This window comes from Pseudomonas marginalis (assembly GCF_001645105.1).
Classification (GTDB): domain Bacteria; phylum Pseudomonadota; class Gammaproteobacteria; order Pseudomonadales; family Pseudomonadaceae; genus Aquipseudomonas; species Aquipseudomonas petroselini.
The window spans coordinates 91,034-112,960 of the sequence record NZ_LKEG01000046.1 but is presented as its reverse complement, the minus strand read 5'-3'; the positions used below and the strand labels follow the sequence as shown (position 1 = coordinate 112,960).

Genomic DNA, 21,927 nt, shown 5'->3' with positions numbered 1-21,927 from the left:
CCCAACACCCCCACCCAAACCCCCGCAGCCCCCGCCAAGACCGTCCCCACACTCAATGCCACCAACAACGCCCAACACACCACCAACCCCTGCGAAACACTCATCCGCCATCACCCCATCACATAAACCACCGGAAACAACACCACCCACACCAAATCGACCATGTGCCAATACAGCACCCCCGACTCCACCCCTGTCACCAAAACCCCACCCCGCCAACACCCCATCCCCAGCCACCCCAGGATCACCATCCCCAACACCACATGCAGGAAATGAAACCCCGTGAGTATCCAGTACAAGGTAAAAAACCGGCTGTGCTCCATCCCCAGCCCAACACCCGCCAGATGGGTGTATTCCGTGAGTTTGATCCCCACATACACCAGCGCCACCAGCCACGCACAACCAAACAACCCGGCCCCACGTCGCAAACAGCCCGCGCGCACTTGCTGCAACCCCAGCGCTGCGAGCAACCCGGCGGTCAGCAGGCTCAAGGTCATCGCCAATCCGGTGGAGGTATCCAGCGCCAAACGCCCTACGGCAAACACCTGAGGCTCCAGCCGCTGCATCACCACAAACGCCAGGATCAAGATCGCAAACACCGTCAACTCGGCAAGGATGAAAAACCACATCGCCAAATCCCCCGGCAGGCGCCGGGCCTCAGGCGAAGTGCACATCGACCACGTCCATCAGCGCCGCGACGGTCTGCGGGTCGTCGCTCAGGGCCTGGGCCAGGCACGCCATGCAGGCTTCGCGCGGTGGCATGCCGGCGGCGATCAGGCGGGCGGTGAAGATCAGCAGGCGTGTGGACGCGACTTCCTCCAGGTCGTGTTGATCAAGACGCCGCAGGGCCTGGCCCAGGCGCACCACTTCGGTCGCCAGCGCGCTGTCCACCTGGGCCTCCTGAGCCACGATGCGCGCTTCGTCGGCGGCTGCCGGGTAGTCGAAGCGCATCGCGACGAAGCGCTGGCGGGTGCTGGGTTTCATGCCTTTGAGCAGGTTCTGGTAGCCGGGGTTGTACGACACCACCAGCATGAACGACGGCGGCGCCTTGACCACTTCGCCGGTGCGTTCCAGGTACAGCTCACGGCGGTCGTCGGCCACCGGGTGCAGGACTACGGTGGTGTCCTGTCGCGCTTCGATCACTTCATCCAGGTAGCAGATGCCGCCCTCGCGAACGGCGCGGGTCAATGGGCCGTCTTGCCACCAGGTGCCTTGGGTGCCGATCAAGTGACGGCCGACCAGGTCGGCGGCGCTGAGGTCGTCGTGGCAGGCCACGGTGTACAGCGGCAGATTCAGGCGGTGCGCCATGTACTGCACGAAGCGGGTCTTGCCGCAACCGGTCGGGCCCTTGATCAGCACCGGCATGCGGTGGCGCCACGCGTGTTCGAACAGCACCTGTTCGTTGTCGAGGGGTTGGTAGAAAGGCTCAGTCATGGCAGGTATCCAAGGCAGGTTCGACGGCCACGCTAAGGGCCCCTGCGACAACCTGGCAAGCGCTGTCCCCGGCAAACTTGATCGCCGTCAAGCGAGCATTCCAACACCTCGCCATAGTCTGGCCTGGCACTAAGAACCTGCGCCCGCACACGTTGCGCGGCACCGCAAAGGTCTCGCCTGAGGAGTACATGGAATGCTGACTCGCAACAGAACAACCTTCACCTTGAGCCTCGCCAGCCTGAGTTGCGCGCTGGCCCTCGCCCTGCCCTTGAGCGCCCATGGCGCCGCCACGCCTGCCGTGGTGCACACCGTCGGCGCGCCGGACATGAGCCAGGCCGACTTCGACAGCTCCAAGCAGATTTACTTCGAGCGCTGCGCCGGTTGCCACGGTGTACTGCGCAAGGGCGCCACCGGCAAACCGCTGACCCCGGACATCACCCAGGCGCGGGGCCAGGCCTACCTGGAAGCGTTGATCACCTACGGTTCGCCCGCCGGCATGCCGAACTGGGGCACCTCCAATGCGTTGACCAAGGCGCAGATCACCAGCATGGCCACGTTTATCCAGCACACCGCGCCCACCCCGCCGGAATGGGGCATGGCCGAGACGCTCAAGACCTGGAAAGTGCTGGTCAAACCCGCAGACCGGCCAAAGAAACAGCTGAACACACTCAACCTGGAAAACCTGTTTTCCGTGACCCTGCGCGACGACGGCAAGATCGCCCTGATTGACGGCGACACCAAGCAGATCGTCAAACTCATCGACACCGGCTACGCCGTGCATATTTCGCGGATCTCCGCCTCCGGCCGCTACCTGCTGGTGATCGGCCGCGACGCCAAGATCGACATGATCGACCTGTGGCCCGCCGAGCCGACCAAGGTCGCCGAAATCAAGGTGGGTATCGAAGCGCGCTCGGTGGAAACCTCCAAGTACAAGGGTTTTGAAGACAAGTACACGATCGCAGGGTCTTACTGGCCGCCGCAGTTCACCATCATGGATGGCGAGACCCTCGAGCCCAAGCAGATCGTGTCCACGCGTGGCATGACCGTGGACAAGCAGGAGTACCACCCAGAACCACGGGTGGCGGCGATCATTGCGTCCCACGAATGGCCGGAGTTCATCGTCAACGTCAAGGAAACCGGCAAGGTGATGCTGGTCAATTACCAGGACATCAAGAACCTCACCATCACCACCATCGATGCCGCACCGTTCCTGCATGACGGCGGCTGGGACAGCACTCACCGCTACTTCCTCACGGCGGCCAACAACTCGAACAAGGTGGCGGTGATCGACTCCAAGTTGCGCACGCTCACCGCCCTGGTGGACGTCGGCAAGACCCCGCACCCCGGCCGTGGCTCCAACTTCGTCCATCCGCAATACGGGCCGGTGTGGGCCACCAGCCATTTGGGTGACGGCGGTATTTCGCTGATCGGCACCGACCCGGTCAAGCACGCGCAGTACGCCTGGAAACAGGTGGCATCACTGAAGGGCCAGGGCGGCGGTTCGCTGTTTATCAAGACCCACCCCAACTCCCACCACCTCTATGTGGACACCACGCTCAACCCCGACGCCAAGCTCAGCCAATCCGTGGCGGTGTTCGACATCAACCACCTCGACAAGGGCTACAGCGTGCTGCCGATTGCCGAGTATTCCGGCATCAAGCAAGGCGCGTTGCGCGTGGTGCAACCGGAATACAACAAGGCCGGCGACGAGGTGTGGTTCTCGGTGTGGAACGGCCAGACCGAAGAGTCGGCGCTGGTGGTGATCGACGACAAAACCTTGAAGCTCAAGCAGGTGATCAAGGACAAGCGCCTGATCACCCCCACCGGCAAGTTCAACGTGTTCAACACCCAACACGATATTTATTGAGCCCCATCAACACGAGGTCACCCAATGAAAAATATTCTCCTCGCATTGCTGGCAGCCGCCGCTGCGCTCAGCCTGCAACCGGTGCTGGCACAAGACGGCCCGGCCTTGTTCAAGAGCAAGCCCTGCGCAGCCTGCCATGCCATCGACAGCAAACTGGTGGGGCCGGCCTTGAAGGACGTGGCGGCCAAGAATGCCGGCGTGAAAGACGCCGCTGCAACGCTGGCCAGCCACATCAAGAACGGCACCCAGGGCAACTGGGGGCCGATCCCGATGCCACCCAACCCCGTCACGGATGACGAAGCCAAGGTACTCGCCGACTGGGTCCTGAGCTTGAAATAACCCCGAGGAGCGCGCCATGAACGCATCGATGATCGGTACCGCCCTGGCGCTGCTTTTGCTGATTCCCACGCGGGCGGCGGCGACACCCGACGCCACCCGCCTGGAACACTTGCTGACCCAGGACTGCGGCGCCTGCCACGGTCTGTACCTCACCGGCGGCCTGGGTCCGCCCCTGACACCCGAGGCCCTCGCCGGGCACAGCCGCGACAGCCTGATTGCCACCGTGACCCATGGCCGCCCTGCCCGTGCGATGCCCGGCTGGGCACCGCTGCTCAGCGCCGACGACATCGCCTGGTTGGTCGACCGTCTCTTGCAAGGAAGCCCCGCACCATGATCCGCCCCACCTGTTTAGCCCTGTGCCTGCTGCTCGGCGCCTGCACCCAGCCTGCGTTGCGCGGCACCGGCGACCTGGGCCTGGTGATCGAACGCACCACCGCCAGTGTGCAAATCATTGAAACCACCGGCATGCAGAGCCTGGCGCGCATCGAGGGCCTGGGCGACCTGTCTCATGCCTCGGTGGTGTTTTCCCGCGACCAGCGCCAGGCCTATGTATTTGGCCGTGACGGCGGGCTGACCCAAGTCGACCTGCTGGGCCAACGCATCGAAAAACGCATTCTCCAGGGTGGCAACAGCATTGGCGGCGCCATCAGCCAGGATGGGCGCCTGATTGCTGTCTCCAACTACCAGCCCGGCGGGGTCAAGGTGTTCGATGCCGTGACCCTGGCACTGGTCGCCGACATCCCCGCCACCGCCCTGCGCGACGGCAAACGCTCGCGGGTGGTGGGCCTGGTGGATGCGCCAGGCCAACGTTTTGTGTTCAGCCTGTTTGACACTGGCGAGATCTGGAGTGCGGATTTCAGCCAGGGCAACACGCCGAAGATCACCCGGTTCACCGGGATCGGCGAGCAACCCTACGACGCCCTGATCACCGCCGACGGCCGCTATTACATGGCCGGCCTGTTCGGCGAGGACGGCATGGCCCAGCTCGACCTGTGGCACCCCGAACACGGCGTAAAACGCGTATTGGCCGACTACGGTCGCGGCCAGGAAAAGTTGCCGGTGTACAAGATGCCTCACCTCGAAGGCTGGGCCGTGGCCGATAACCAGGCGTTCGTGCCCGCCGTGGGGCGCCACCAGGTGCTGGTGATGGACGCACGCAGTTGGCAGCAGACCGCCGCCATCGCGGTGGCCGGCCAACCGATCTTCGTCACCGCACGGCCGGACGGACGCCAGCTGTGGGTGAACTTCGCCTACCCGGACAACGACCGCGTGCAGGTGCTCGACAGTGAAACCCACCAGATCGTCGCCGACCTGCGCCCCGGCCCCGGCGTGTTGCACATGGAGTTCACCGGGCGTGGCGAGCAGCTGTGGCTGTCGGTGCGCGATGGCGCCCAGGTGCAGGTCTGGGACCCGTATCGCCTGACCCTGCTCAAGACCTTGCCGGCCTTGAGCCCCAGCGGAATTTTCTTCAGCAGCCGTGCGCAAAAAATGGGGTATTGAGATGGACCTTGACCTGCTCAGCCAGCAGTTGATCGAACGCTACCAGCACGGCATGCCGCTGTGCGCCGAACCTTACCGGGAAATGGCCCAGGTGCTGGGTTGCAGCGAAGCCGAGTTGATGGCCTGCCTGCAACGCCTGGAATTGGCCGGGGCCTTGTCACGCATCGGCCCGGTGTTCGAACACACCCGCGCCGGCGCCAGTACCCTGGCCGCCCTGGCCGTGCCGATCGAGCGCCTGGAGCAGGTGGCCCGCCGTGTCAGCCAGTACCCGGAGGTCAACCACAACTATGCCCGCGAACACCATTACAACCTGTGGTTCGTGCTCACCGGCCCGCATCGCCAGCACCTGGAACAGGTGCTTGAGGAACTGGAAAAGGACACCGGCCTCTGCCCCCTGGACCTGCCGATGCTCACCGCCTACCGCATCGACCTCGGGTTTTCCCTGGGAGCACACCTGTGATCTCGCCCCTGAGCCACGAGCAGATGCTCGACCTGCGCCAGTGCCTGGAGCGCGGCTTGCCCCTTGTCGTGCGGCCCTATGAGGACCTGGCGAAGCAGATCGGCGCCCATCACGACCAAGTGCTGCAGCAGATGCAGCAATGGCACGAGCAAGGCCTGTTCCGCCGCGTCGGTCTGGTGCTGAACCATCGCGCCCTGGGTTTTGTCGCCAACGCCATGCTGGTGCTCGATGTGCCGGACGCGCTGGTGGATGAGGTGGGTACACGCCTGGGCCGCGCGGCCGGCATCAACCTGTGTTACCAGCGCCCGCGCCGCTTGCCGCAGTGGCGCTACAACCTGTTCTGCATGGTGCACGGGCGCCAGCGTGAAGCCGTGACCGAGCATATCCAGTCGGTGCTGCACCAGCATCAGCTCAGCGACCTGCCCCACCAGTTGCTGTTCAGCACCCGCGCCTACAAACAATGCGGTGGCCGCTTTGCACCGCCGCCCTCACAGGTATGGGCGCATGGATGATCTCGACCGGCGCTTGATCAATCGCCTGCAACGCGGCCTGCCGCTGGTGCGCCAGCCCTGGCAGCCCGTGGCCGAGGAACTGCACAGCAGTCCCGGCGAACTACTTGACCGCCTGCATGTCCTGCTCGAAGACGACGTACTGACCCGCTTCGGCCCGATGTTCGACATCGAGCGCCTCGGCGGCGCCTTCACTCTCGCCGCCCTGGCGGTGCCCGAACCCCGATTTTACGCGGTGGCCGCGCAACTCAACGCACTGCCCCAGGTGGCCCACAACTATCGCCGCGACCACCGCTGGAACATGTGGTTCGTACTGGCCTGCGCCAGCGAGGCGGAATTGGCCGCCACCCTGTCCCGCATCGAAGCCCTCACGGGGTTGGCGGTGCTCAATCTGCCGAAGGAGCAAACCTACCATGTCGGTGTGTATTTCCCGGTCTGACAACGCCCTGGCCCTGCGCCTGATCGCCCTCACCCAAAGCGGCCTGCCGCTGGTGGAAGACCCGTGGGCATGGCTCGCCGAGCAATTGGGCATCAGCGTCGAATCGACCCTGGACCTGCTCAAGCGCCTGCAGGTCGAAGGCGCGATCCGGCGCATCGCCGCCGTGCCCAACCATTACCGCCTGGGTTATCGCCACAACGGCATGACCGTGTGGGACGTGGCCGACGAGCAGATGCCACGCCTGGGTGAGTTACTCGGTGCACAGCCCTTCGTCAGCCATTGCTACCGGCGCCCGCGCAGGCCCGACTGGCCCTACAACCTGTTCGCCATGGTGCATGGGCGCAGCCGCGAGGAAATCGACAGTTACCGCGAGCACCTGCGCTACCTGTTGGGTGACGCCTGCCGCGCCGACGAGATGTTGGTGAGCAGCCGCATCCTGAAAAAAACCGGCTTGCGCCTGACCCCCTCGCACTAGAAGGAGCCTCCCTATGCTGCGGATCAGTCAGTACCTGCGCACCCTCGCCGGCCAGTGCCCGCCACCGCGCACCTCGCCCCCCGGCAGCAACCGGCCCCCCGTGGTGATCTGGAACCTGCTCAGGCGCTGCAACCTCACCTGCAAACACTGCTACGCGACCAGCGCCGACAGCGTGTTCCGCGATGAATTGGACACCGCCGCCGCACGGGCGGTGATTGATGACCTGCAGGCTGCCGGGGTGCGCGTGCTGATCCTGTCGGGGGGCGAACCGCTGTTGCGCGACGACCTGTTCCAGCTCAGTGCCTATGCCCGCGACAAAGGTTTTTTCGTCGCGCTGTCGACCAATGGCACGCTGATCGATGAGCAGAATATCCAGCAGATCGCCGATGCGCGCTTTGACTATGTCGGCATCAGCATCGATGGCCTGGAGGCCACCCACGACGCGTTCCGTCAACTGCACGGCAGTTTCCAGCGCTCCATGCATGCCATCCGCCTGTGCCGTGAGGCTGGGATTCGCGTCGGCCTGCGCACCACCCTGACCCAGGACAATCACGCACAACTGCCGCAATTACTGGCGCTGATGCGCACCTACGATGTACAGAAGTTCTACTTGTCGCACCTCAACTACAGCGGGCGCGGCAAACGCAGCCGCCAGTTGGATGCGCACCGGCAGATGAGCCGCGACGCCATGGTGCTGATTTTCCAGCAGGCCTGGCACGACATCGAACACGGCATCGACAGCGATTTCGTCAGTGGCAACAACGACGCCGACGCGGTGCTGTTGCTGCAATGGGTGCACCGCCACTTGCCCGAACACTACCCGCAGCTTGAACAGCTGCTGCATGGCTGGGGCGGCAACGCGTCGGGCAGCGGCATCGCCAATATCGACAACACCGGCGAGGTACACCCGGACACCTACTGGTGGCAGCACTCGGTAGGCAATGTGCGCAACACCTCCTTCCGCCAGCTCTGGCTGGACCAGCCCGACCCGTTGCTGCTGCGCCTGCGTGAGCACCCGCGCAACGTCGGCGGGCGCTGCGCCGAATGCCGCTGGCTGGCGATCTGCAACGGCAACACGCGCACCCGCGCCTGGGCCGACGGCGACCTCTGGGGCCAGGACCCCGGTTGCCACCTCAGCGATGCCGAGATCGCCCGCCAGCCGCTCACCCTGATCCCTTGCGCCACCCGGTGACACAACCGAGGGCGCCTACCTGATGATGAACCAAGGACGTCTCATGCACACAGCCACCGCCCTACCCGCCAGTTTGCACAGCCCCTTCCACCCCGGTGAAGTCGCATTGGTCGGCGCCGGCCCCGGCGACCCACGCCTGCTCACCCTGCGCGCCTGGAGCCTGTTGATGCAGGCCGACGCGGTGGTGTTCGACCGCCTGATCAGCGCCGAACTGCTGGCGCTTATCCCCCTGACCTGCGCCCGCCATTACGTGGGCAAGGCCAGCGGTTACCACAGCCTGCCCCAGGACCAACTCAACGAACTGCTGGCCGAGTTGGCCGACCAGGGCCAACGGGTGGTGCGCCTCAAGGGCGGCGACCCCTTTATCTTCGGGCGCGGTGCCGAGGAACTCGAATACCTGCTGGCGCGGGACATTCCCTGCCAGGTGGTGCCGGGGATCACCGCCGCGTCCGGCTGCAGCGCCTACGCGGGTATCCCGCTGACCCACCGCGACCTGGTCAACTCCTGCCGCTTCGTCACCGGGCACTTGCAGCGCGACGGCGCCTTGAAATTGCCCTGGGCCAGCCTGGCCGAGCCGAGCCAGACCCTGGTGTTCTACATGGGCCTGTCGAACCTGGCACTGATCGCCGAACACCTAGTGGCAGCCGGTCTGCCGGCGGACACCCCGGCTGCCTTGATCAGCAACGGTGCACGCGCCGACCAGCAGGTGGCCCGAGGCACCCTGCGCCAGCTGCCGACCCTGGCTGCCGACTGCGAACCGGGTGTGCCGACGCTCACCGTGATCGGCCAGGTGGTGAACCTGTTTGCCGGGGCCAGCCTGCACTATCCCGCCAGCCTGTCGGCGCCCCGCGTACCGGTGGCGGTATGAAACGCCTGCTGCTGGTGCCGCTGCTCTGGGCTTCGGCCGCCCATGGCACGCCGGCGCAGGATTACCAGCAGTATTGCGCAGGCTGCCATGGCCTCAACCGTATCGGCGCCACCGGCCCGGCGTTGCTGCCGGAAAGCCTGGGGCGCATCAAGCCGGACGAGGTGCGCAAGGTCATCGAACAGGGCCGCCCCGCCAGCCAGATGGCCGGGTTTGCGGCGCAGCTGAATGCCGCGCAGATTGATGGCCTGGCGGATTTCCTGCAGCAACCGCCGGCCACCCCCGCCACCTGGAACGAACAGGCGATCCGCACCAGCCATCGTCTGCTGGCAGACCTGAGCCAGTTGCCCAGCACCCCGCAACACCACGCCGACCCGCTGAACCTGTTTGTGGTGGTGGAATCCGGCGACCATCACATCGATATTCTCGACGGCGATCGCTTTACCGTGCTGGACCGCTTCGTCAGCCACTTTGCCGTGCACGGCGGGCCGAAGTTCTCGCCGGATGGGCGCTTCGTCTATTTTGCTTCCCGCGATGGCTGGATCAGCCTGTACGACCTGCACAACCTCAAACTGATCGCCGAAACCCGTGCCGGGCTCAACACCCGCAACCTGGCGGTGAGCAAGGATGGCCGCTGGGTGTTGGTGGGCAACTACCTGCCGGGCAACCTGGTGGTGCTCGATGCGCGTGACCTGTCGCTGGTCAAGACGCTGGACACCGGCTCGCGGGTCAGCGCCGTGTATACCGCGCCGCCGCGCAACAGTTTTGTGGTGGCGCTCAAGGATGCGAATGAAGTCTGGGAGCTGTCCTACGCGGCGGCTCAGCCCAGCTGGGAGCCCCGGCGCATCGCGGCGCGGGATGTGCTCGACGATTTCTCCTTTACCCCCGATTACCGCCAGTTGCTCGCCACTTCACGCAAGGCCGGTGGCGGCCAAGTGATCGACCTGGACTCCGGCGCAGTGGTCACCGATATCCCGCTGGCGGGCATGCCGCACCTGGGCTCGGGCACCTATTGGCAACGCGATGGAAAATGGGTATTCGCCACACCGAACATCAGCCAAGGGCAAATCAGCGTGCTCGACCCCGTCAGCTGGAAACTGATCAAGCAGATCCCCACCCTGGGCCCGGGCTTTTTCATGCGCAGCCATATCAACTCACGCTACGTGTGGAGCGACGTGTTTTTCGGGCCGGACAACGACGCGATCCACCTGATCGACAAGCAAACCCTGGAAATCGCCCACACCCTGCGACCGGTACCGGGCAAGACCGCAGCGCACGTGGAGTTCACCCGCGACGGGCGTTACGTGCTACTGAGCATCTGGGCCACCGACGGCGCGCTGATCGTCTACGACAGCCAGACACTCAAGGAGATCAAACGCCTGCCCATGAACAAACCGTCGGGCAAATACAACGTGGGCAACAAGATCGAGTTTGCCGAGGGCACATCGCACTGAGGCATGGGTTTACAGGTGTGCGAGGGCGTTATCGGCCATAGACCGCTCCCACACCTTGATCCGGATTGGGCCAGTGATGAGGCCTGCTAGGGCGCTTCGAACAACCGGCACAATCTATCCACCTGGGTACGCCCGGCTGGCAGGACGCACAGGAACTGTGCCGACAATTCAATCAGGCCATCACGGTTCCACTCTTCCAGCAGCGGCCAGATCGATGAGAAGTAGCGTGCGAAGATCACGCCGTATCGCCGCTCGATGCCCTGGATGTCCAGTTCCAGGTCACAGGCCAGGCGTTCCACTACGCAGTCGCGCAGTGCATCGCCCGCGTCGCGTTGCCAGCCCTGGCAGGTGGCGAGTTGGCCGTTCTCCAACGCCTGTGCGTAGACATGTTCGTCCGTGGCGTTCTGCGCGCACAGCGTGTCGATCTGGCTGATGGCGCCCAGGCCCAACCCGATATGGTCGCAGTAACCGTGCAGGGTAAAACCTTCGCAGGTGCGACTCAGCCGACCGCGCTCCTGGGCCTGGGTGAGGTCATCGTCGCCACGGGCAAACTGGCCCAGGCCGATGTAGTGGTAACCCGCTGCGTCCAGATGTTCGTAGCACAGCTGGCGCATGGCGGTTTTATCCGCCGCGTTGCACAGCGCCGAGGGCGATTGCGCCAGGTAACGGCTTGGTGGCCGAGCATAGTCGAACACCTGCAGGCGGTCCGGTTCCAGGGCGATCAGGCTGGCCAGTTTCAGCTCGAAACTGGCCAAGGTCTGCCAGGCGCTCCCATAGCCCAGGTCGACACTGACCGAGCGAAAGTCAAAGGTGCGCGCCGCATCGATCAACGATTGGATCGGCGCCGGGTCGCGGTAGTACGCCTGGGAATAGGCATCCTCGGCACGCGCATCGGGCACACCAATGCACATGCGGTTGAACCCAAGGTCGCGCAGCAGGCCGACGCCGGCCCAATCGGTGTGGCGAGGGTCGAGGTCGATGCCGTAGTCGCCGCGGTCATGCTCATGGAATTGCAAGCGTTCAAGCAGAGGGGTCATCAGCGCTTGCACATCGCCAATCGGCGCTGCCCCGCGCCACTGGAGGTAGTCCACCGGCTGGCGGCTGCCGAGGTGGCAACCGATCAAATGAATCTCCTGGGCCAGGCTGCGCCGGTAAGCATCGCTGGGGGTGCTGGCCGGCCAGTGCAGGGTCAAGGCCAGCGGGCGTTGCCGTTGGCGACTGCTGCGCAATGCACGCAATACGTCGAGGGAGCCGATGCCCGCGTGAAACCTGCGGACATCGGCCTGCCCATTCAGGTCCAGTACACCTTGATCGTGGCGTGCACGTACGAGAGGAATGACGGTGTGCATGACGGGCTCCGGGGCCGGCGACGGTCCGTCATTGTCCGGTGCGACGCCACGGCGCACCTTGATATGCATCAAGGGCTTTACCAGCTGAGGTAAAACATGCTTTTGGCCAACAGCACAATCGCGACCATATGGGCGAACAGGCTCAAGTGCACAAAACGCAAATAACGCGGCCCCACGCGACCGAGCCGCATGCGCAGCATCGTCAACAGAAAGTGCAGCAACACACTGGCGGCGAGGATCAGTTTGAGGGTGAGCAAGGTGCCGAAGGACGAGGCGAAAGGCGCGGCGAGTACGGGCAAATAACGCAACCCGACCATGCCGATCCCGGCGCCGAACAGCACCAGCAACACCCACGGCATCAACACCCGGGCACGCTGGCCAATGCCCTGCTCGACCAGCAGCATCACCCGGTTGGGCAATTGCCGATGCAGACTCGCCAGGATCAGCACTTCGAAAAACACCGTGCCGATAAAGATCAGCGCCGCGAACAGATGAGCCAGCAAAAACAGCAGGTAAAGCATGGTGGCCTCGCAGAAGGGCCCGCCGTGGGGAGCCCACTATGCAGGCCCGCACGCCGAGCGACCTTGATGTCGATCAAGCGCCTCTCATGGCACGCGCAACCAACCACTGAATTCGCCTCGGCCTGTCAACGGGCACCAGGCGAAATCCCATAACGGCGCTGGCAGCACCTGATGTTCGGCGCCCTTGAGCGGGGCGCCTTTCCAATCGAATACGCGCATGCCCTGCCAGGCCAGCACCACGCCATGGGCCTCGCTCTGATCGGCAGTGACCCATCCGGCAGCCGCCGCGGCCATGAATGCCTCGATCGGTTCATCGTCGATCTGCGCACGGTACGGCGAGCCCAGCAGCCAGCGACAGACGTTCAGGTGATAGGTCCAATCCAACGGCGGACGGTTGCGATACGCCCAGGTCATGAAACTGCGGAACAGGTTCAGGCCCTCGGGCGGGTCGAGTTTTAGCAGCGCCGGGCAGAGGTCGAACAGGCTGTGCCAATACGGCAACAGGCGTGCATCCAGATGCACGAAGCTACGCGAGTTGCTGGGGTAGTCCGGCGGCGTGGGTTCCGCGCGCAGACGACGGGACGCCTTGCTGACCAGGCGGCAGGCGCCTGCAGGCAATAAGGGGTGCATGAAATGTACTCACAGTCGTGACGATAGAACGCCTCCTGGTCTCAGGAGGCCCAAGGCACACGTCAGAATGCGGGGGATGCGCGGGGGTTGGCCGAGGGCCAGAGGTATCGCGGCGGCGCCTTGTTACGCCGCTCATGGGCCGGGCGCGGGGTTTGCCCCAGGCCCAGCAGCCAGGCGAGGCCGATCAGGAACACCAGCGCAACGGTCACGGCGTTGCACACCGGGCAGGCAAAGTAGTTCGAGATGTTGCTGGAAGCCGGGCTGCCCAACCCTTTGTCGGAAAGTGGCGCCTGCTTGCCGTCCACCGAACAGAACGCCCCGCCGATGCCATTGAGTGCCTGACCCGTCATCTGCCCATGCCCCAAACCGCAGGCGAACAGGTTCATCAGCACGCAGAAGTACAGGGCCCAGGCGATCAGCGAACGGTCGGGGTGGCTCAATTTCATGGCGGCGACTCTACCACCAGCGTCGCAAAAGGATGAAGCGCGGCATGCCCCTGTGGCAGAACGTCGCAGATTACGTGCGCTTCCCAGGGTTGGTAGACTGGGCGCCCTCAAAGCCTGATGTGTCGATCCAGAGCAATGCAGGCGTTTCACAGGATGCACCGTTGATGAGTACGTTATTCACCCGCCGCAAAGTGCTGACCGGTATGGGCCTGTTGGGCCTGGGCGGCCTGCTGGGCGGCTGTGACTACAGCCCCAAGCTGAATTTCAAGTACGGCAAGGACTTGAGCGACAAGATCATGGGCCGCACCTTCAAGCTCAAGAACACCGCCGGCGAAACCGTCACCCTGAGCTCGTTCCGAGGCCTGATGCCGGTGGTGTTCTTCGGTTTCACCCAGTGCCCGGCCGTGTGCCCGACCACCCTGGCGCGCGCCGCCCAGGCCAAGAAGCTGATGGGCCGCGACGGCGAAATCATGCAAGTGGTGTTCATCACCCTGGACCCGGAGCGCGACACGCCAGAGATCCTCGACAGGTACGTCAAGGCCTTCGACCCCAGCTTCGAAGCGCTGTACGGCACCCCGGAAGAAATCGCCGTGGCCGCCAAGGAGTTCGGGATCTTTTATGAAAAGATCCCTGCCGGCGACACCTACACCCTGTCCCACACGGCCACCAGTTTCGTGTTCGATACGCGTGGCAACCTGCGCCTGGGCCTGCAGGCATCCCTTACCGCTAAAGAGTGCGCAGAAGACCTGCTCACCGTCATGGAGGTCTGCTAATGACTGCCGTTCAACACCTCAAACGCACCCTTATCGGCATGACCCTGCTGGGCCTTGCGGCGCACGCCAGCGCCCAGGTGCAAGTGACCGACGCGTGGGTGCGCGCCAGCGTGCCGGGCCAACCGTCCAGCGGTGCATTCATGACCGTCACCGCCGACACCGACAGCCAGCTGCTGAGCGTGACCTCGCCGGTGGCCAAGGACGTGCAGATCCATGAAATGAGCATGAAGGACGACGTGATGCACATGGGCCCGGTGGACTCGGTGGCCCTGCCTGCGGGCAAAGCGGTGACCCTCGACCCCAACGGTTACCACGTGATGCTGATGGGCCTGACGGGCCAGATCAAGGAAGGCGACCAGGTGCCGCTGACCCTGACCGTGCAAAACGCCAAGGGTGAGAAGCAGGCGATTGAAGTCAATGCGCCGGCGCGTGGCCTGGATGGGATGGACCATAGCAAGATGCACTGATGCACTGCTCGCCACGCTGCTTGCCCCCTCAATCGACAATAAACAGCTTCGCCCCAACGCTCGTCGATGAACGATGGCCTTCCATGTCATCGCCCACCTGGTAACTCATTCCGGCCGTCAGGATGAACTGGCGGCCATCTTCCAGTTCCGTGTGCAATTGGCCTTCCACGCACAACAGCACATGCCCTCGCCAGCACCAATGATCCGCCAGGTAGCCGGGGGTGTATTCGACCATGCGCACGCGGGTAGTGCCGAAGTGGCAGGTGCGCCACAGCGCGTTGCCGGTGACACCTGGGTGAATCACAGGTTCGACCGTGGACCAGTCGGTGGTGCCAAAGGGGACGGCAGTCAGATCCATGTCGGGCTCGGTGGTTGTTTAACGGGGCTTGAGGCTAGCCACTTGGGGCCGCGGGCGATAGACACAGATCAAGCGCTTTTGTGGGATACAGGTATCCTGCCTGCACTGCTGTTCAGTGGTTTTGTCATTGCAATACACGCCAACGCCAACCCCGAGGGTGAGTGATAAATCGCCTGCTCATCCCCCACATACCCGCACGCCCGATAGAAACCCGCTGCGTTCAAGGTCGCATCCAGCACCACCTCTTCAATAGCCAGTTCCCGCGCAACATTCTCAAGATGATCCAGCATCGCCTTGCCATATCCGCAGCCGGTAAACCCAGGCAATACAAACAATGCGCCCACTTCGTGGTTGTCCAGATCAAGCATTCCGGTGACTACCGGCTGTCCCTGCACCCAGCCCAGGTAAAACAGTTTATCCATCAGGGTGCTGTAGCCGTCTTCGGCTTTACCCCGCGTCCACATCATCATTTGCTCGTGCGTATAGGCGCCAATGCATTGGCTGCGGATGGCCCGCAAGCGGATGTCGAACGCTATTTGGGCATCCTGCAAAGTGGCCCGTTTGATCTCCAGCATGTCAATTTGCTTCCATGAAATCATCGCGCTATTAACGCATGCCCTAGGCGTTTTCGTCACCGGGGCGGGTGAAGGAATAGCGGTCGACATGGCGTGAAACCTTGTGGGAGCGGGATTGACCTAATGCGAGTCAGTTAAGGGCGAACACTTTACCTGTGGCGAGGGAGCTTGCTCCCGTTGGGCCGCGAAGCGGCCCCAAAAATGGGACTGCTGAGCAGTCCAACGGGACGGTGCGACGATTCGACAGCGCCCACCGAAGATAGCGTTTCAGTGCCAGGCAAGTGATGTTTCTTTATGATGTGGCCTTCGCTTAATGCCTCAGGAAATACCATGCCCACCCTCAGCTTCCGCAACGCCCTCCCCGCCGATGCCGCCCGTTGCTTTGAAATCGAGATCACTGCCTACGAAGGCGACGAAGCCGCGACCCTGGAAAAGATCACCACGCGGATTGCGCAATACCCGCAAGGTTTTTTGATCCTGGAGGCCGACGGTGCGGTAGTGGGTTTCATCAACTGCGGCTGTGCCCATGACGTGGTGATGTCGGACGAGGCGTTCAAGGAGTTGGTGGGCCATTCGGCCGAGGCGCCGAATGTGGTGATCATGTCGGTGGTGGTCGATCCGGCGCATCAGGGCAAAGGGTATTCCAAGGTATTGATGACTGAGTTTGTGGCCCGCATGCGGGCGCTGGGCAAGCAGACGATTCACTTGATGTGCAAGGAACAGCATGTGTCCCTGTACGAGCGCATGGGCTATCAATACACCCGACCTTCGCCTTCCGATCACGGCGGGATGGCGTGGCATGAAATGGTGATGGCGCTTTAGACGGTCACCGTTGTGGCCTGATTTATGTGTCTAGACATCTAACGGTGGGCAGCCGGTTCAACCGGCTGCTGTTTGCCGATAAGCAAAAACTGGATCGGCGTCGCCTTTTCTGACGCAAAACCTGAAACATCGCGAGCGAACACAGACCTCGCCTGACAGCCAGGCAGCTGATGTTGTGAATGTGCTCAATGCCGGTTTTAACCCGTTACATTCACCCCAAAACACCTCGTTGAATGCCTATGAAGGCCTCGGTAGCCTGCGAAGCACTCCGCCGAACCAGCGTCTGGCGGGCCTTCAATTGCCTATCAAAGAGGTGCAGTCATGTCTTCAATCAACGGTTTCTCGCCCTACGCTCCGATTCCCTCGGCCTTCAACCCAGACCGGATCGATAACGACCAACCACGGCACAACCCGCTCGACCAGACGGCCGGGGATGATGCAGAAGTATTCGATCCGAACACGCAAACCTGGCAACCCACCCAGGCCTCTGGCAACGGCCGGCCTATGCCGCTTGGCGATCCTTACCGCGAGGCGATAGATTTCGAGATCAGGGCCGATGATATGGGAGGATGGCAGCGCGCTTAAGGCAACCGGCGATGGGGGGCGGTACTTATCCGCCCCCTTCTGCCCAAAAGGTACCCATCGAGAAGCCCTATGATGACGCCACACCGGATAGAAATCAGCGACCAACCCAACACCGAAGCCGAGCACCTCCTCGGCAGCAGCCTCGCGGCCTTCAACGAGGCCATCACCGGTTTCAACGATCGCCAGCCGCTGACGGTGCTGATCAAAGACCCTGACACTGCACAGATCGTCGGCGGCATCACCGGTAAAACCACGCTGGGCATGGCCTTCCTCGACCTCTTCCACCTGCCCGAACACCTGCGTGGTTCGGGCTTGGGCAGCGAGTTGCTGCAAGCCTTCGAAAACGAAGCCCGCCGCCGTGGCTGTCGCCATGCGGTGCTCTATACCCTCAGCTTCCAGGCCCCGGGGTTTTACGAGAAACATGGCTGGGTAAAATTCGGTGAAGTGCCCTGCGAACCGGCGGGCAGCAGCCGGGTGTTTTTGTCTAAACCGCTGTGACAGTCGACGCGGGATGCAGCGGTCCGTCGTGTCGACCTCTTTTACCCACCTCTACGGCACCCACCACCGTTGGCTGCTCGGCCTGCTGCGCCGGCGCTTGAACGACCGTTGGGATGCCGCCGACCTGTCCCATGACCGCGCAGCTTGCAACTGGCGACACGCTGGGATTTCTGACCCCACCGCCAGCCGCAACCACTTGTCCCGGTGGCTGATGTCAGCCACCTACTGCCGGTCGATACGACCCGAGGAACGAGCACGTCGGTAAACGGGTGATACCGCATGCATAACTCGCCGGCATGGTGATTCAACGCAAGGCTGTGTAATGATTACGCCTCGCCCCTGCTCGGGATGGAACCATTGCCATGTCGCTGAACGTCACTGCTCACCCTGCGGATTCGCCACGCTTCTGGCGCGACCCCAACCTGCCCTTTATCGAGGCGCGCACCATCGCCGACGGGCGCAAGGTCACCTATACCCGTCACGCGCACGAGCACTTTTCCATCGGTGCGATCACCACCGGCCGCAGCTATTACCACTACGGTGCGCAGACGTTCGAGATCAGTGCCGGCACCGTGGTGTTGATGAACCCCGGCGATGTGCACGCGTGCAACCCGATCCACGACCAGCCCTGGTCGTATCACATGCTCTACCTCGACACGCCCTGGTTGACCGACTTACAGCATCAGCTGGGCTTCAGCACCGATCAGGGCTACCGCCCGTTCACCACGCCGCACACACGCGACAGCGTGCTGTACAACGGCTTGATCGAACTGTACGCAATCCTGTTGGATGAGCACGCTGAGCTCCTGCACAAACAGAGCGCACTGGTGAGCTATTTCAGTGAGGTACAGCAGCGCCTGAACCCGTCGCCGGCCCCTGTGCGTGAGGTCAACCATAAGCTCGAGCGCGCCGCTGAATACATCCGCGAACACTGCACCGAGGCGCTAAAACTGGAAGACATCTGCCTGGCGGCAGAGCTGTCGCCGTCTTATCTGATCCGTGCGTTCAAGCAGTATTACGGGCTGACCCCGCATGCCTTCCTGGTGAACCGGCGCATCCAATTCGCCCGCACCCAACTGCGCCAGGGCGAGCTGATCGCCGACGTGGCCCTGGCCGCAGGCTTCGCCGACCAAGCGCATTTCCAGCGCACGTTCAAACAGCATTTCGCCGCCACGCCGGGGCAATACCGCGAGCTGCTCAAGCCAGCAATAAATAACCCACACTGGCCACCAGCAACCCGGCCATTGAACGGTTGAACAGCCTCACGCCGCGAGCATCGCCGAGATAGCGGCGCAAAAAGGTTCCCGCGTAGGCCCAGCACGCCACCGACAGGTAGCAGATCACCAGGTAGATCGCCGCAAACAGCCAGACCTGCGCGGCATCGCCCTGCGCCACAAACAAACCCATCCCCGCCACGCACGCCAGCCAGGCCTTCGGGTTGAGCCATTGCATCACCGCGCCATAGAGCATCGACGGCGCCGTGGCGGTGCCCTCGGCGTCCAGGCGGCCGTCGTCCACCGCCAGCTTCCAGGCCATGTACAGCAGGAAGGCCACCCCACCCCACTGGATCAACTGGGTCAATATCGGCCAGCGCACCAGCACTTCATGCAAACCCAGGCCGATCAACACCAACAGCAGCGTGAAGCCCACCGCAGCGCCGAACACGTGTTTCTGGCTGGCGACAAAGCCGAAGCGCGCCCCCGAACTCAGCGCAACCACATTGACCGGACCCGGTGTGATGGAGGTGGCCAGGGCGAAGGCGGCCATGGAAATGATCAAGCTCATTGCAGTTCCTTTTTATTCGGACAAGTGACGAAGGAACCACGGTAGAGGGCAATGCCATGGTGGTATTGAAGAAAATGCCCCTGCCTGGCTTAGACGGCTTTATTGCATTGATATAACTGCATTTGTTTCTTTCAAACCGTCGTTTTTGATAGACAAAAATGCGTATTTAACGTGCCTGGCGCGATGCTAGAGTTCAGAGCCTGCTCCCTTTTGATAGATCACTGCAAAAAGGAATCGCCATGTCACGTCGCCTGTTGGCAGTTGCCTGCCTGTTGTTGTCGTTCTCGACCGCCCACGCCGCTGAACGCTGGGAAACCCTGCCGCCGACGCCCGCCCCCGTGGTCGGTGCAAAGACCGGTTACGCCGCGGTCAACGGTATCAAGGTCTACTACACCCGCACGGGTCATGGCTCGCCGGTGGTGCTGCTGCATGGCGGCTTGTCCAACGCCGATTACTGGGGTCACCAGGTCAAGGCGTTGGCCACCAAGCACACCGTGATCAGCATCGACAGCCGCGGCCACGGGCGCAGTTCACGGGATGACAGACCCTACGGTTATGACCTGATGGCCGATGATGTGGTAGCCGTGCTCGACAGCCTGAACATCCCACGCGCCGACATCGTCGGCTGGAGCGACGGCGCGATCATCGGCATTGACCTGGCCCTGCGTCACCCAGACCGTATCGGCAAAGTCTTCGCCTTCGCCGCCAACACCCAGACCGCTGGAGTGAAGGACGGCGTCGAGAAAAACCCGACCTTCGCCGCCTTTATCGAACGCGCCGGCAAGGAGTACGCCAAGCTGTCACCGACGCCTGGAGAGTACGACGCGTTTGTCGAGCAGATCAGCCATATGTGGGCCAGCCAACCGAACTGGACCGACGCGCAATTGCAGAGCATCAAGACGCCTATCCTGATTGCCGACGGCGACCATGACGAAGCGATCAAGCGTGAACACACCGAGTACATGGCCGCGACCATCCCCGGTGCCGGGCTGTTGATCCTGCCGAACACCAGCCACTTTGCGTTCCTGCAAGACCCCGCGCTGTTCAATGCCGCGCTGCTGGGTTTCCTCGACAGCAAATAGACCCAGGCCCCGTGGTGCCTGGGCAACGTATGCCTCACCCCTGGATCAGCGAAAAATGCGCGCCCACCCCGGCGCGCACACCCTCTGCCACGGCCAGCGCCACGGAACCGGCGGCAAGGGAGGCATCACCACACGCAAACACACCGGCGACGGAGGTCTGGCGCAGATCATTGGTGTGCAGGTAAGGACCGGTGGGGCCGTCGGCCAACTCACAGCCCAGTTGCCCGGCCAAAGGGCTGATGCGGGTGCGCGACATCGTGAAGATACCGTCAAGGCTGAACACTCGGCCGTCGACCAGTTCCAGGTCGGCACGCTCACCGACGATGCGCCGTACCGGTCCGCTTTCAACGCCGACCCCGCGTCGATCCAACTGCGCCTGTTGCTCGGCATCCGGGGTGAACACGCCGTTGGAGAACAAGGTGGTGGTGCCCCAGTCAGGCAGCATCAACGCGTGGTGCATCGCCAGGGGTGAGGTTGCCAATACGCCGATGCGGCCTTGGTCCAGCTCATAACCGTGGCAGTAAGGGCAATGGAATACGTGCTTGCCCCAACGCTGTTCGAGGCCTTCGATGGCGGGTAACTCGTCCACCACGCCGGTGGCGAGGATCAGGCGTTTGCCGTGAAACGTGCCGTTGTATTCGGTGCGAACGCCGAAACCTGGCGCCTGCTCAGTCGCCTCAATCACGCTGCCCTGTACCCAGGTGACGGTCGGATACTCCATCAACTGGCTGCGCCCCTCTGCGGCGATGGCCTCCGGCGCTTGGCCATCCTGGCCGAGGAAGCCGTGGGAAGTGGCCGCAAACCGGTTGCGCCGTTGCCCCGCATCAATCACCAGCACCTGGCGCCGCGCCCTCGCCAACTGCAGGCCCGCTGACAGGCCGGCATAGCTGCCGCCCACGATAATGACGTCGTACATCATGAAGGTGACCCCGTGTTGGGTGCATCCGGTTGTCCGAACGCTTTCACGACACACCATAAGTTACGTAAAAATACGCCGTCAAGCGTCTCGCAACTTTTCAGGTTACGAACGATACTTTGGCAGGATTCAACCTGAGGTTTATTGATGAGAAACGACACCCGGCTTTCACGCATGCTCCATGTGCTGATCCATATGGGCCGCCATGAAGCGCGCGCGACCTCGGAGACCATTGCCCAGATGCTCGGCACCAACCCGGTGGTGGTGCGGCGCACGCTCGGGCTGCTCAAGGAAAAGGGCTATGTACGCTCGGAAAAAGGCCACCAGGGCGGCTGGAGCCTGGGCAAACCCTTGAGTGAAATCACCTTGCTGGATATTCACAACGCCCTGGGCACGCCGTCGCTATTCGCCATCGGCCTGTCTACCGACCACCCCGAATGCCTGGTCGAACAGGCGGTTAACGCCGCGCTGACGGACGCCTTCGACCAGGCCCAGTCGTTGTTGCTGGCGCGCTTGGGGGATGTGACGCTGGCGCAGTTGGCGGACGATTTCGACCAGCGCTACCGCATCGCCATGGCGCCTTGAT

Annotated in this window: 30 protein-coding genes; 20 read left to right on the top strand and 10 right to left on the bottom strand. The window is 63.0% G+C overall.

Features of this window, described 5'->3' with window-relative positions; genetic code table 11:
* Positions 1-110: 110 nt before the first annotated feature.
* On the bottom strand, positions 111-674 hold the full coding sequence (locus tag AO064_RS20710) for a cytochrome c oxidase subunit 3 (protein WP_064054496.1): 564 nt from the start codon (positions 672-674) through the stop codon (positions 111-113).
* Positions 658-1,434: a CbbQ/NirQ/NorQ/GpvN family protein gene (locus tag AO064_RS20705; protein ID WP_064054495.1), complete on the bottom strand. Its 777-nt coding sequence runs from the start codon at positions 1,432-1,434 to the stop codon at positions 658-660. Before AO064_RS20705 ends, AO064_RS20710 begins: the two co-directional genes overlap by 17 nt.
* A 193-nt stretch (positions 1,435-1,627) precedes the next feature.
* On the opposite strand from AO064_RS20705, the gene AO064_RS20700 reads away from it, so the two are divergent.
* The 11 genes from AO064_RS20700 to AO064_RS20650 are packed head-to-tail and all read left to right on the top strand — an operon-like array spanning position 1,628 to position 10,534.
* Positions 1,628-3,301 (top strand): cytochrome D1 domain-containing protein, encoded by a 1,674-nt coding sequence (locus AO064_RS20700; RefSeq protein WP_064054494.1) that lies wholly within the window; start codon positions 1,628-1,630, stop codon positions 3,299-3,301.
* Between the two features lie 24 nt (positions 3,302-3,325).
* Entirely contained in the window at positions 3,326-3,640 is a 315-nt protein-coding gene (locus tag AO064_RS20695; protein WP_064054493.1) for a c-type cytochrome, read from the top strand.
* Between the two features lie 16 nt (positions 3,641-3,656).
* Complete coding sequence (locus AO064_RS20690; RefSeq protein ID WP_183143946.1) at positions 3,657-3,974, top strand: c-type cytochrome; 318 nt, start codon at positions 3,657-3,659, stop codon at positions 3,972-3,974.
* Entirely contained in the window at positions 3,971-5,140 is a 1,170-nt protein-coding gene (locus AO064_RS20685; RefSeq protein ID WP_064054492.1) for a cytochrome D1 domain-containing protein, read from the top strand. The genes AO064_RS20690 and AO064_RS20685 overlap by 4 nt, the downstream gene beginning before the upstream one ends.
* Position 5,141: 1 nt before the next feature.
* Positions 5,142-5,600, top strand: a complete 459-nt coding sequence (locus AO064_RS20680; protein ID WP_064054491.1) for an Lrp/AsnC family transcriptional regulator — start codon at positions 5,142-5,144, stop codon at positions 5,598-5,600.
* Positions 5,601-5,623: 23 nt separating this feature from the next.
* A complete protein-coding gene (gene ahbB, locus AO064_RS20675) occupies positions 5,624-6,112 on the top strand; it encodes a siroheme decarboxylase subunit beta (protein WP_183143947.1) in 489 nt (162 codons plus the stop codon).
* On the top strand, positions 6,105-6,548 hold the full coding sequence (locus tag AO064_RS20670) for an Lrp/AsnC family transcriptional regulator (RefSeq protein WP_064054489.1): 444 nt from the start codon (positions 6,105-6,107) through the stop codon (positions 6,546-6,548). The genes ahbB (AO064_RS20675) and AO064_RS20670 overlap by 8 nt, the downstream gene beginning before the upstream one ends.
* Positions 6,523-7,023, top strand: coding sequence for a siroheme decarboxylase subunit beta (gene ahbB, locus AO064_RS20665; RefSeq protein ID WP_064054488.1), 501 nt, complete (start codon positions 6,523-6,525; stop codon positions 7,021-7,023). The genes AO064_RS20670 and ahbB (AO064_RS20665) overlap by 26 nt, the downstream gene beginning before the upstream one ends.
* A 13-nt stretch (positions 7,024-7,036) precedes the next feature.
* A complete protein-coding gene (nirJ, locus tag AO064_RS20660) occupies positions 7,037-8,215 on the top strand; it encodes a heme d1 biosynthesis radical SAM protein NirJ (RefSeq protein ID WP_064054487.1) in 1,179 nt (392 codons plus the stop codon).
* 43 nt (positions 8,216-8,258) lie between these two features.
* Positions 8,259-9,083 carry a uroporphyrinogen-III C-methyltransferase gene (cobA, locus tag AO064_RS20655; protein ID WP_064054486.1) on the top strand — a complete coding sequence of 275 codons (825 nt, stop codon included), beginning with the start codon at positions 8,259-8,261 and terminating at the stop codon, positions 9,081-9,083.
* On the top strand, positions 9,080-10,534 hold the full coding sequence (locus AO064_RS20650) for a nitrite reductase (RefSeq protein WP_064054485.1): 1,455 nt from the start codon (positions 9,080-9,082) through the stop codon (positions 10,532-10,534). The genes cobA and AO064_RS20650 overlap by 4 nt, the downstream gene beginning before the upstream one ends.
* An 86-nt stretch (positions 10,535-10,620) precedes the next feature.
* Here the strand turns inward: AO064_RS20650 and AO064_RS20645 are convergent, their stop codons facing one another.
* The 4 genes from AO064_RS20645 to AO064_RS20630 form a co-directional block, all read right to left on the bottom strand.
* Complete coding sequence (locus tag AO064_RS20645) at positions 10,621-11,883, bottom strand: oxygen-independent coproporphyrinogen III oxidase (RefSeq protein ID WP_064054501.1); 1,263 nt, start codon at positions 11,881-11,883, stop codon at positions 10,621-10,623.
* Between the two features lie 77 nt (positions 11,884-11,960).
* Positions 11,961-12,404: a hypothetical protein gene (locus AO064_RS20640; RefSeq protein WP_064054484.1), complete on the bottom strand. Its 444-nt coding sequence runs from the start codon at positions 12,402-12,404 to the stop codon at positions 11,961-11,963.
* Positions 12,405-12,488: 84 nt separating this feature from the next.
* Entirely contained in the window at positions 12,489-13,034 is a 546-nt protein-coding gene (locus AO064_RS20635; protein ID WP_064054483.1) for a putative natural product biosynthesis protein, read from the bottom strand.
* Positions 13,035-13,096: 62 nt separating this feature from the next.
* Positions 13,097-13,480 (bottom strand): DUF2946 domain-containing protein, encoded by a 384-nt coding sequence (locus AO064_RS20630; RefSeq protein WP_012724770.1) that lies wholly within the window; start codon positions 13,478-13,480, stop codon positions 13,097-13,099.
* 164 nt (positions 13,481-13,644) lie between these two features.
* Between AO064_RS20630 and AO064_RS20625 the strand changes: the two genes are divergently transcribed.
* Together AO064_RS20625 and AO064_RS20620 are read left to right on the top strand one after the other, a co-directional pair.
* A complete protein-coding gene (locus AO064_RS20625) occupies positions 13,645-14,253 on the top strand; it encodes an SCO family protein (protein WP_012724771.1) in 609 nt (202 codons plus the stop codon).
* Positions 14,253-14,720: a copper chaperone PCu(A)C gene (locus AO064_RS20620; RefSeq protein ID WP_064054482.1), complete on the top strand. Its 468-nt coding sequence runs from the start codon at positions 14,253-14,255 to the stop codon at positions 14,718-14,720. Before AO064_RS20625 ends, AO064_RS20620 begins: the two co-directional genes overlap by 1 nt.
* A gap of 28 nt (positions 14,721-14,748) precedes the next feature.
* Here AO064_RS20620 and AO064_RS20615 read toward each other — a convergent pair whose 3' ends face one another.
* Complete coding sequence (locus AO064_RS20615; protein WP_064054481.1) at positions 14,749-15,078, bottom strand: DHCW motif cupin fold protein; 330 nt, start codon at positions 15,076-15,078, stop codon at positions 14,749-14,751.
* Between the two features lie 68 nt (positions 15,079-15,146).
* Positions 15,147-15,653: a GNAT family N-acetyltransferase gene (locus AO064_RS20610; RefSeq protein WP_064054480.1), complete on the bottom strand. Its 507-nt coding sequence runs from the start codon at positions 15,651-15,653 to the stop codon at positions 15,147-15,149.
* A 330-nt stretch (positions 15,654-15,983) separates the two neighbouring features.
* Here AO064_RS20610 and AO064_RS20605 point away from each other — a divergent pair, with 330 nt between their 5' ends.
* The 5 genes from AO064_RS20605 to AO064_RS20590 all read left to right on the top strand — a co-directional run bounded on the left by AO064_RS20605 (position 15,984) and on the right by AO064_RS20590 (position 18,814).
* Positions 15,984-16,475 carry a GNAT family N-acetyltransferase gene (locus tag AO064_RS20605; RefSeq protein WP_064054479.1) on the top strand — a complete coding sequence of 164 codons (492 nt, stop codon included), beginning with the start codon at positions 15,984-15,986 and terminating at the stop codon, positions 16,473-16,475.
* 321 nt (positions 16,476-16,796) lie between these two features.
* A complete protein-coding gene (locus AO064_RS20600; protein ID WP_064054478.1) occupies positions 16,797-17,060 on the top strand; it encodes a hypothetical protein in 264 nt (87 codons plus the stop codon).
* A 72-nt stretch (positions 17,061-17,132) separates the two neighbouring features.
* On the top strand, positions 17,133-17,558 hold the full coding sequence (locus AO064_RS20595; RefSeq protein ID WP_064054500.1) for a GNAT family N-acetyltransferase: 426 nt from the start codon (positions 17,133-17,135) through the stop codon (positions 17,556-17,558).
* Between the two features lie 28 nt (positions 17,559-17,586).
* Positions 17,587-17,823, top strand: coding sequence for a sigma factor (locus AO064_RS31855; protein ID WP_375232512.1), 237 nt, complete (start codon positions 17,587-17,589; stop codon positions 17,821-17,823).
* 97 nt (positions 17,824-17,920) lie between these two features.
* Positions 17,921-18,814 (top strand): AraC family transcriptional regulator, encoded by an 894-nt coding sequence (locus AO064_RS20590; protein WP_064054477.1) that lies wholly within the window; start codon positions 17,921-17,923, stop codon positions 18,812-18,814.
* Here AO064_RS20590 and AO064_RS20585 read toward each other — a convergent pair.
* On the bottom strand, positions 18,756-19,343 hold the full coding sequence (locus tag AO064_RS20585; RefSeq protein WP_012724783.1) for a LysE family translocator: 588 nt from the start codon (positions 19,341-19,343) through the stop codon (positions 18,756-18,758). The genes AO064_RS20590 and AO064_RS20585 overlap by 59 nt on opposite strands.
* Before the next feature lie 239 nt (positions 19,344-19,582).
* Here AO064_RS20585 and AO064_RS20580 point away from each other — a divergent pair, with 239 nt between their 5' ends.
* Positions 19,583-20,425 (top strand): alpha/beta fold hydrolase, encoded by an 843-nt coding sequence (locus tag AO064_RS20580; RefSeq protein ID WP_064054476.1) that lies wholly within the window; start codon positions 19,583-19,585, stop codon positions 20,423-20,425.
* Between the two features lie 34 nt (positions 20,426-20,459).
* Here the strand turns inward: AO064_RS20580 and AO064_RS20575 are convergent, their stop codons facing one another.
* The gene (locus tag AO064_RS20575) at positions 20,460-21,344 is read right to left on the bottom strand and encodes an NAD(P)/FAD-dependent oxidoreductase (RefSeq protein ID WP_064054475.1); all 885 of its coding nucleotides are present in this window, start codon (positions 21,342-21,344) and stop codon (positions 20,460-20,462) included.
* Positions 21,345-21,488: 144 nt separating this feature from the next.
* On the opposite strand from AO064_RS20575, the gene AO064_RS20570 reads away from it, so the two are divergent.
* Positions 21,489-21,926, top strand: coding sequence for an Rrf2 family transcriptional regulator (locus AO064_RS20570; protein WP_012724786.1), 438 nt, complete (start codon positions 21,489-21,491; stop codon positions 21,924-21,926).
* The last annotated feature ends 1 nt before the right edge of the window (position 21,927 follow it).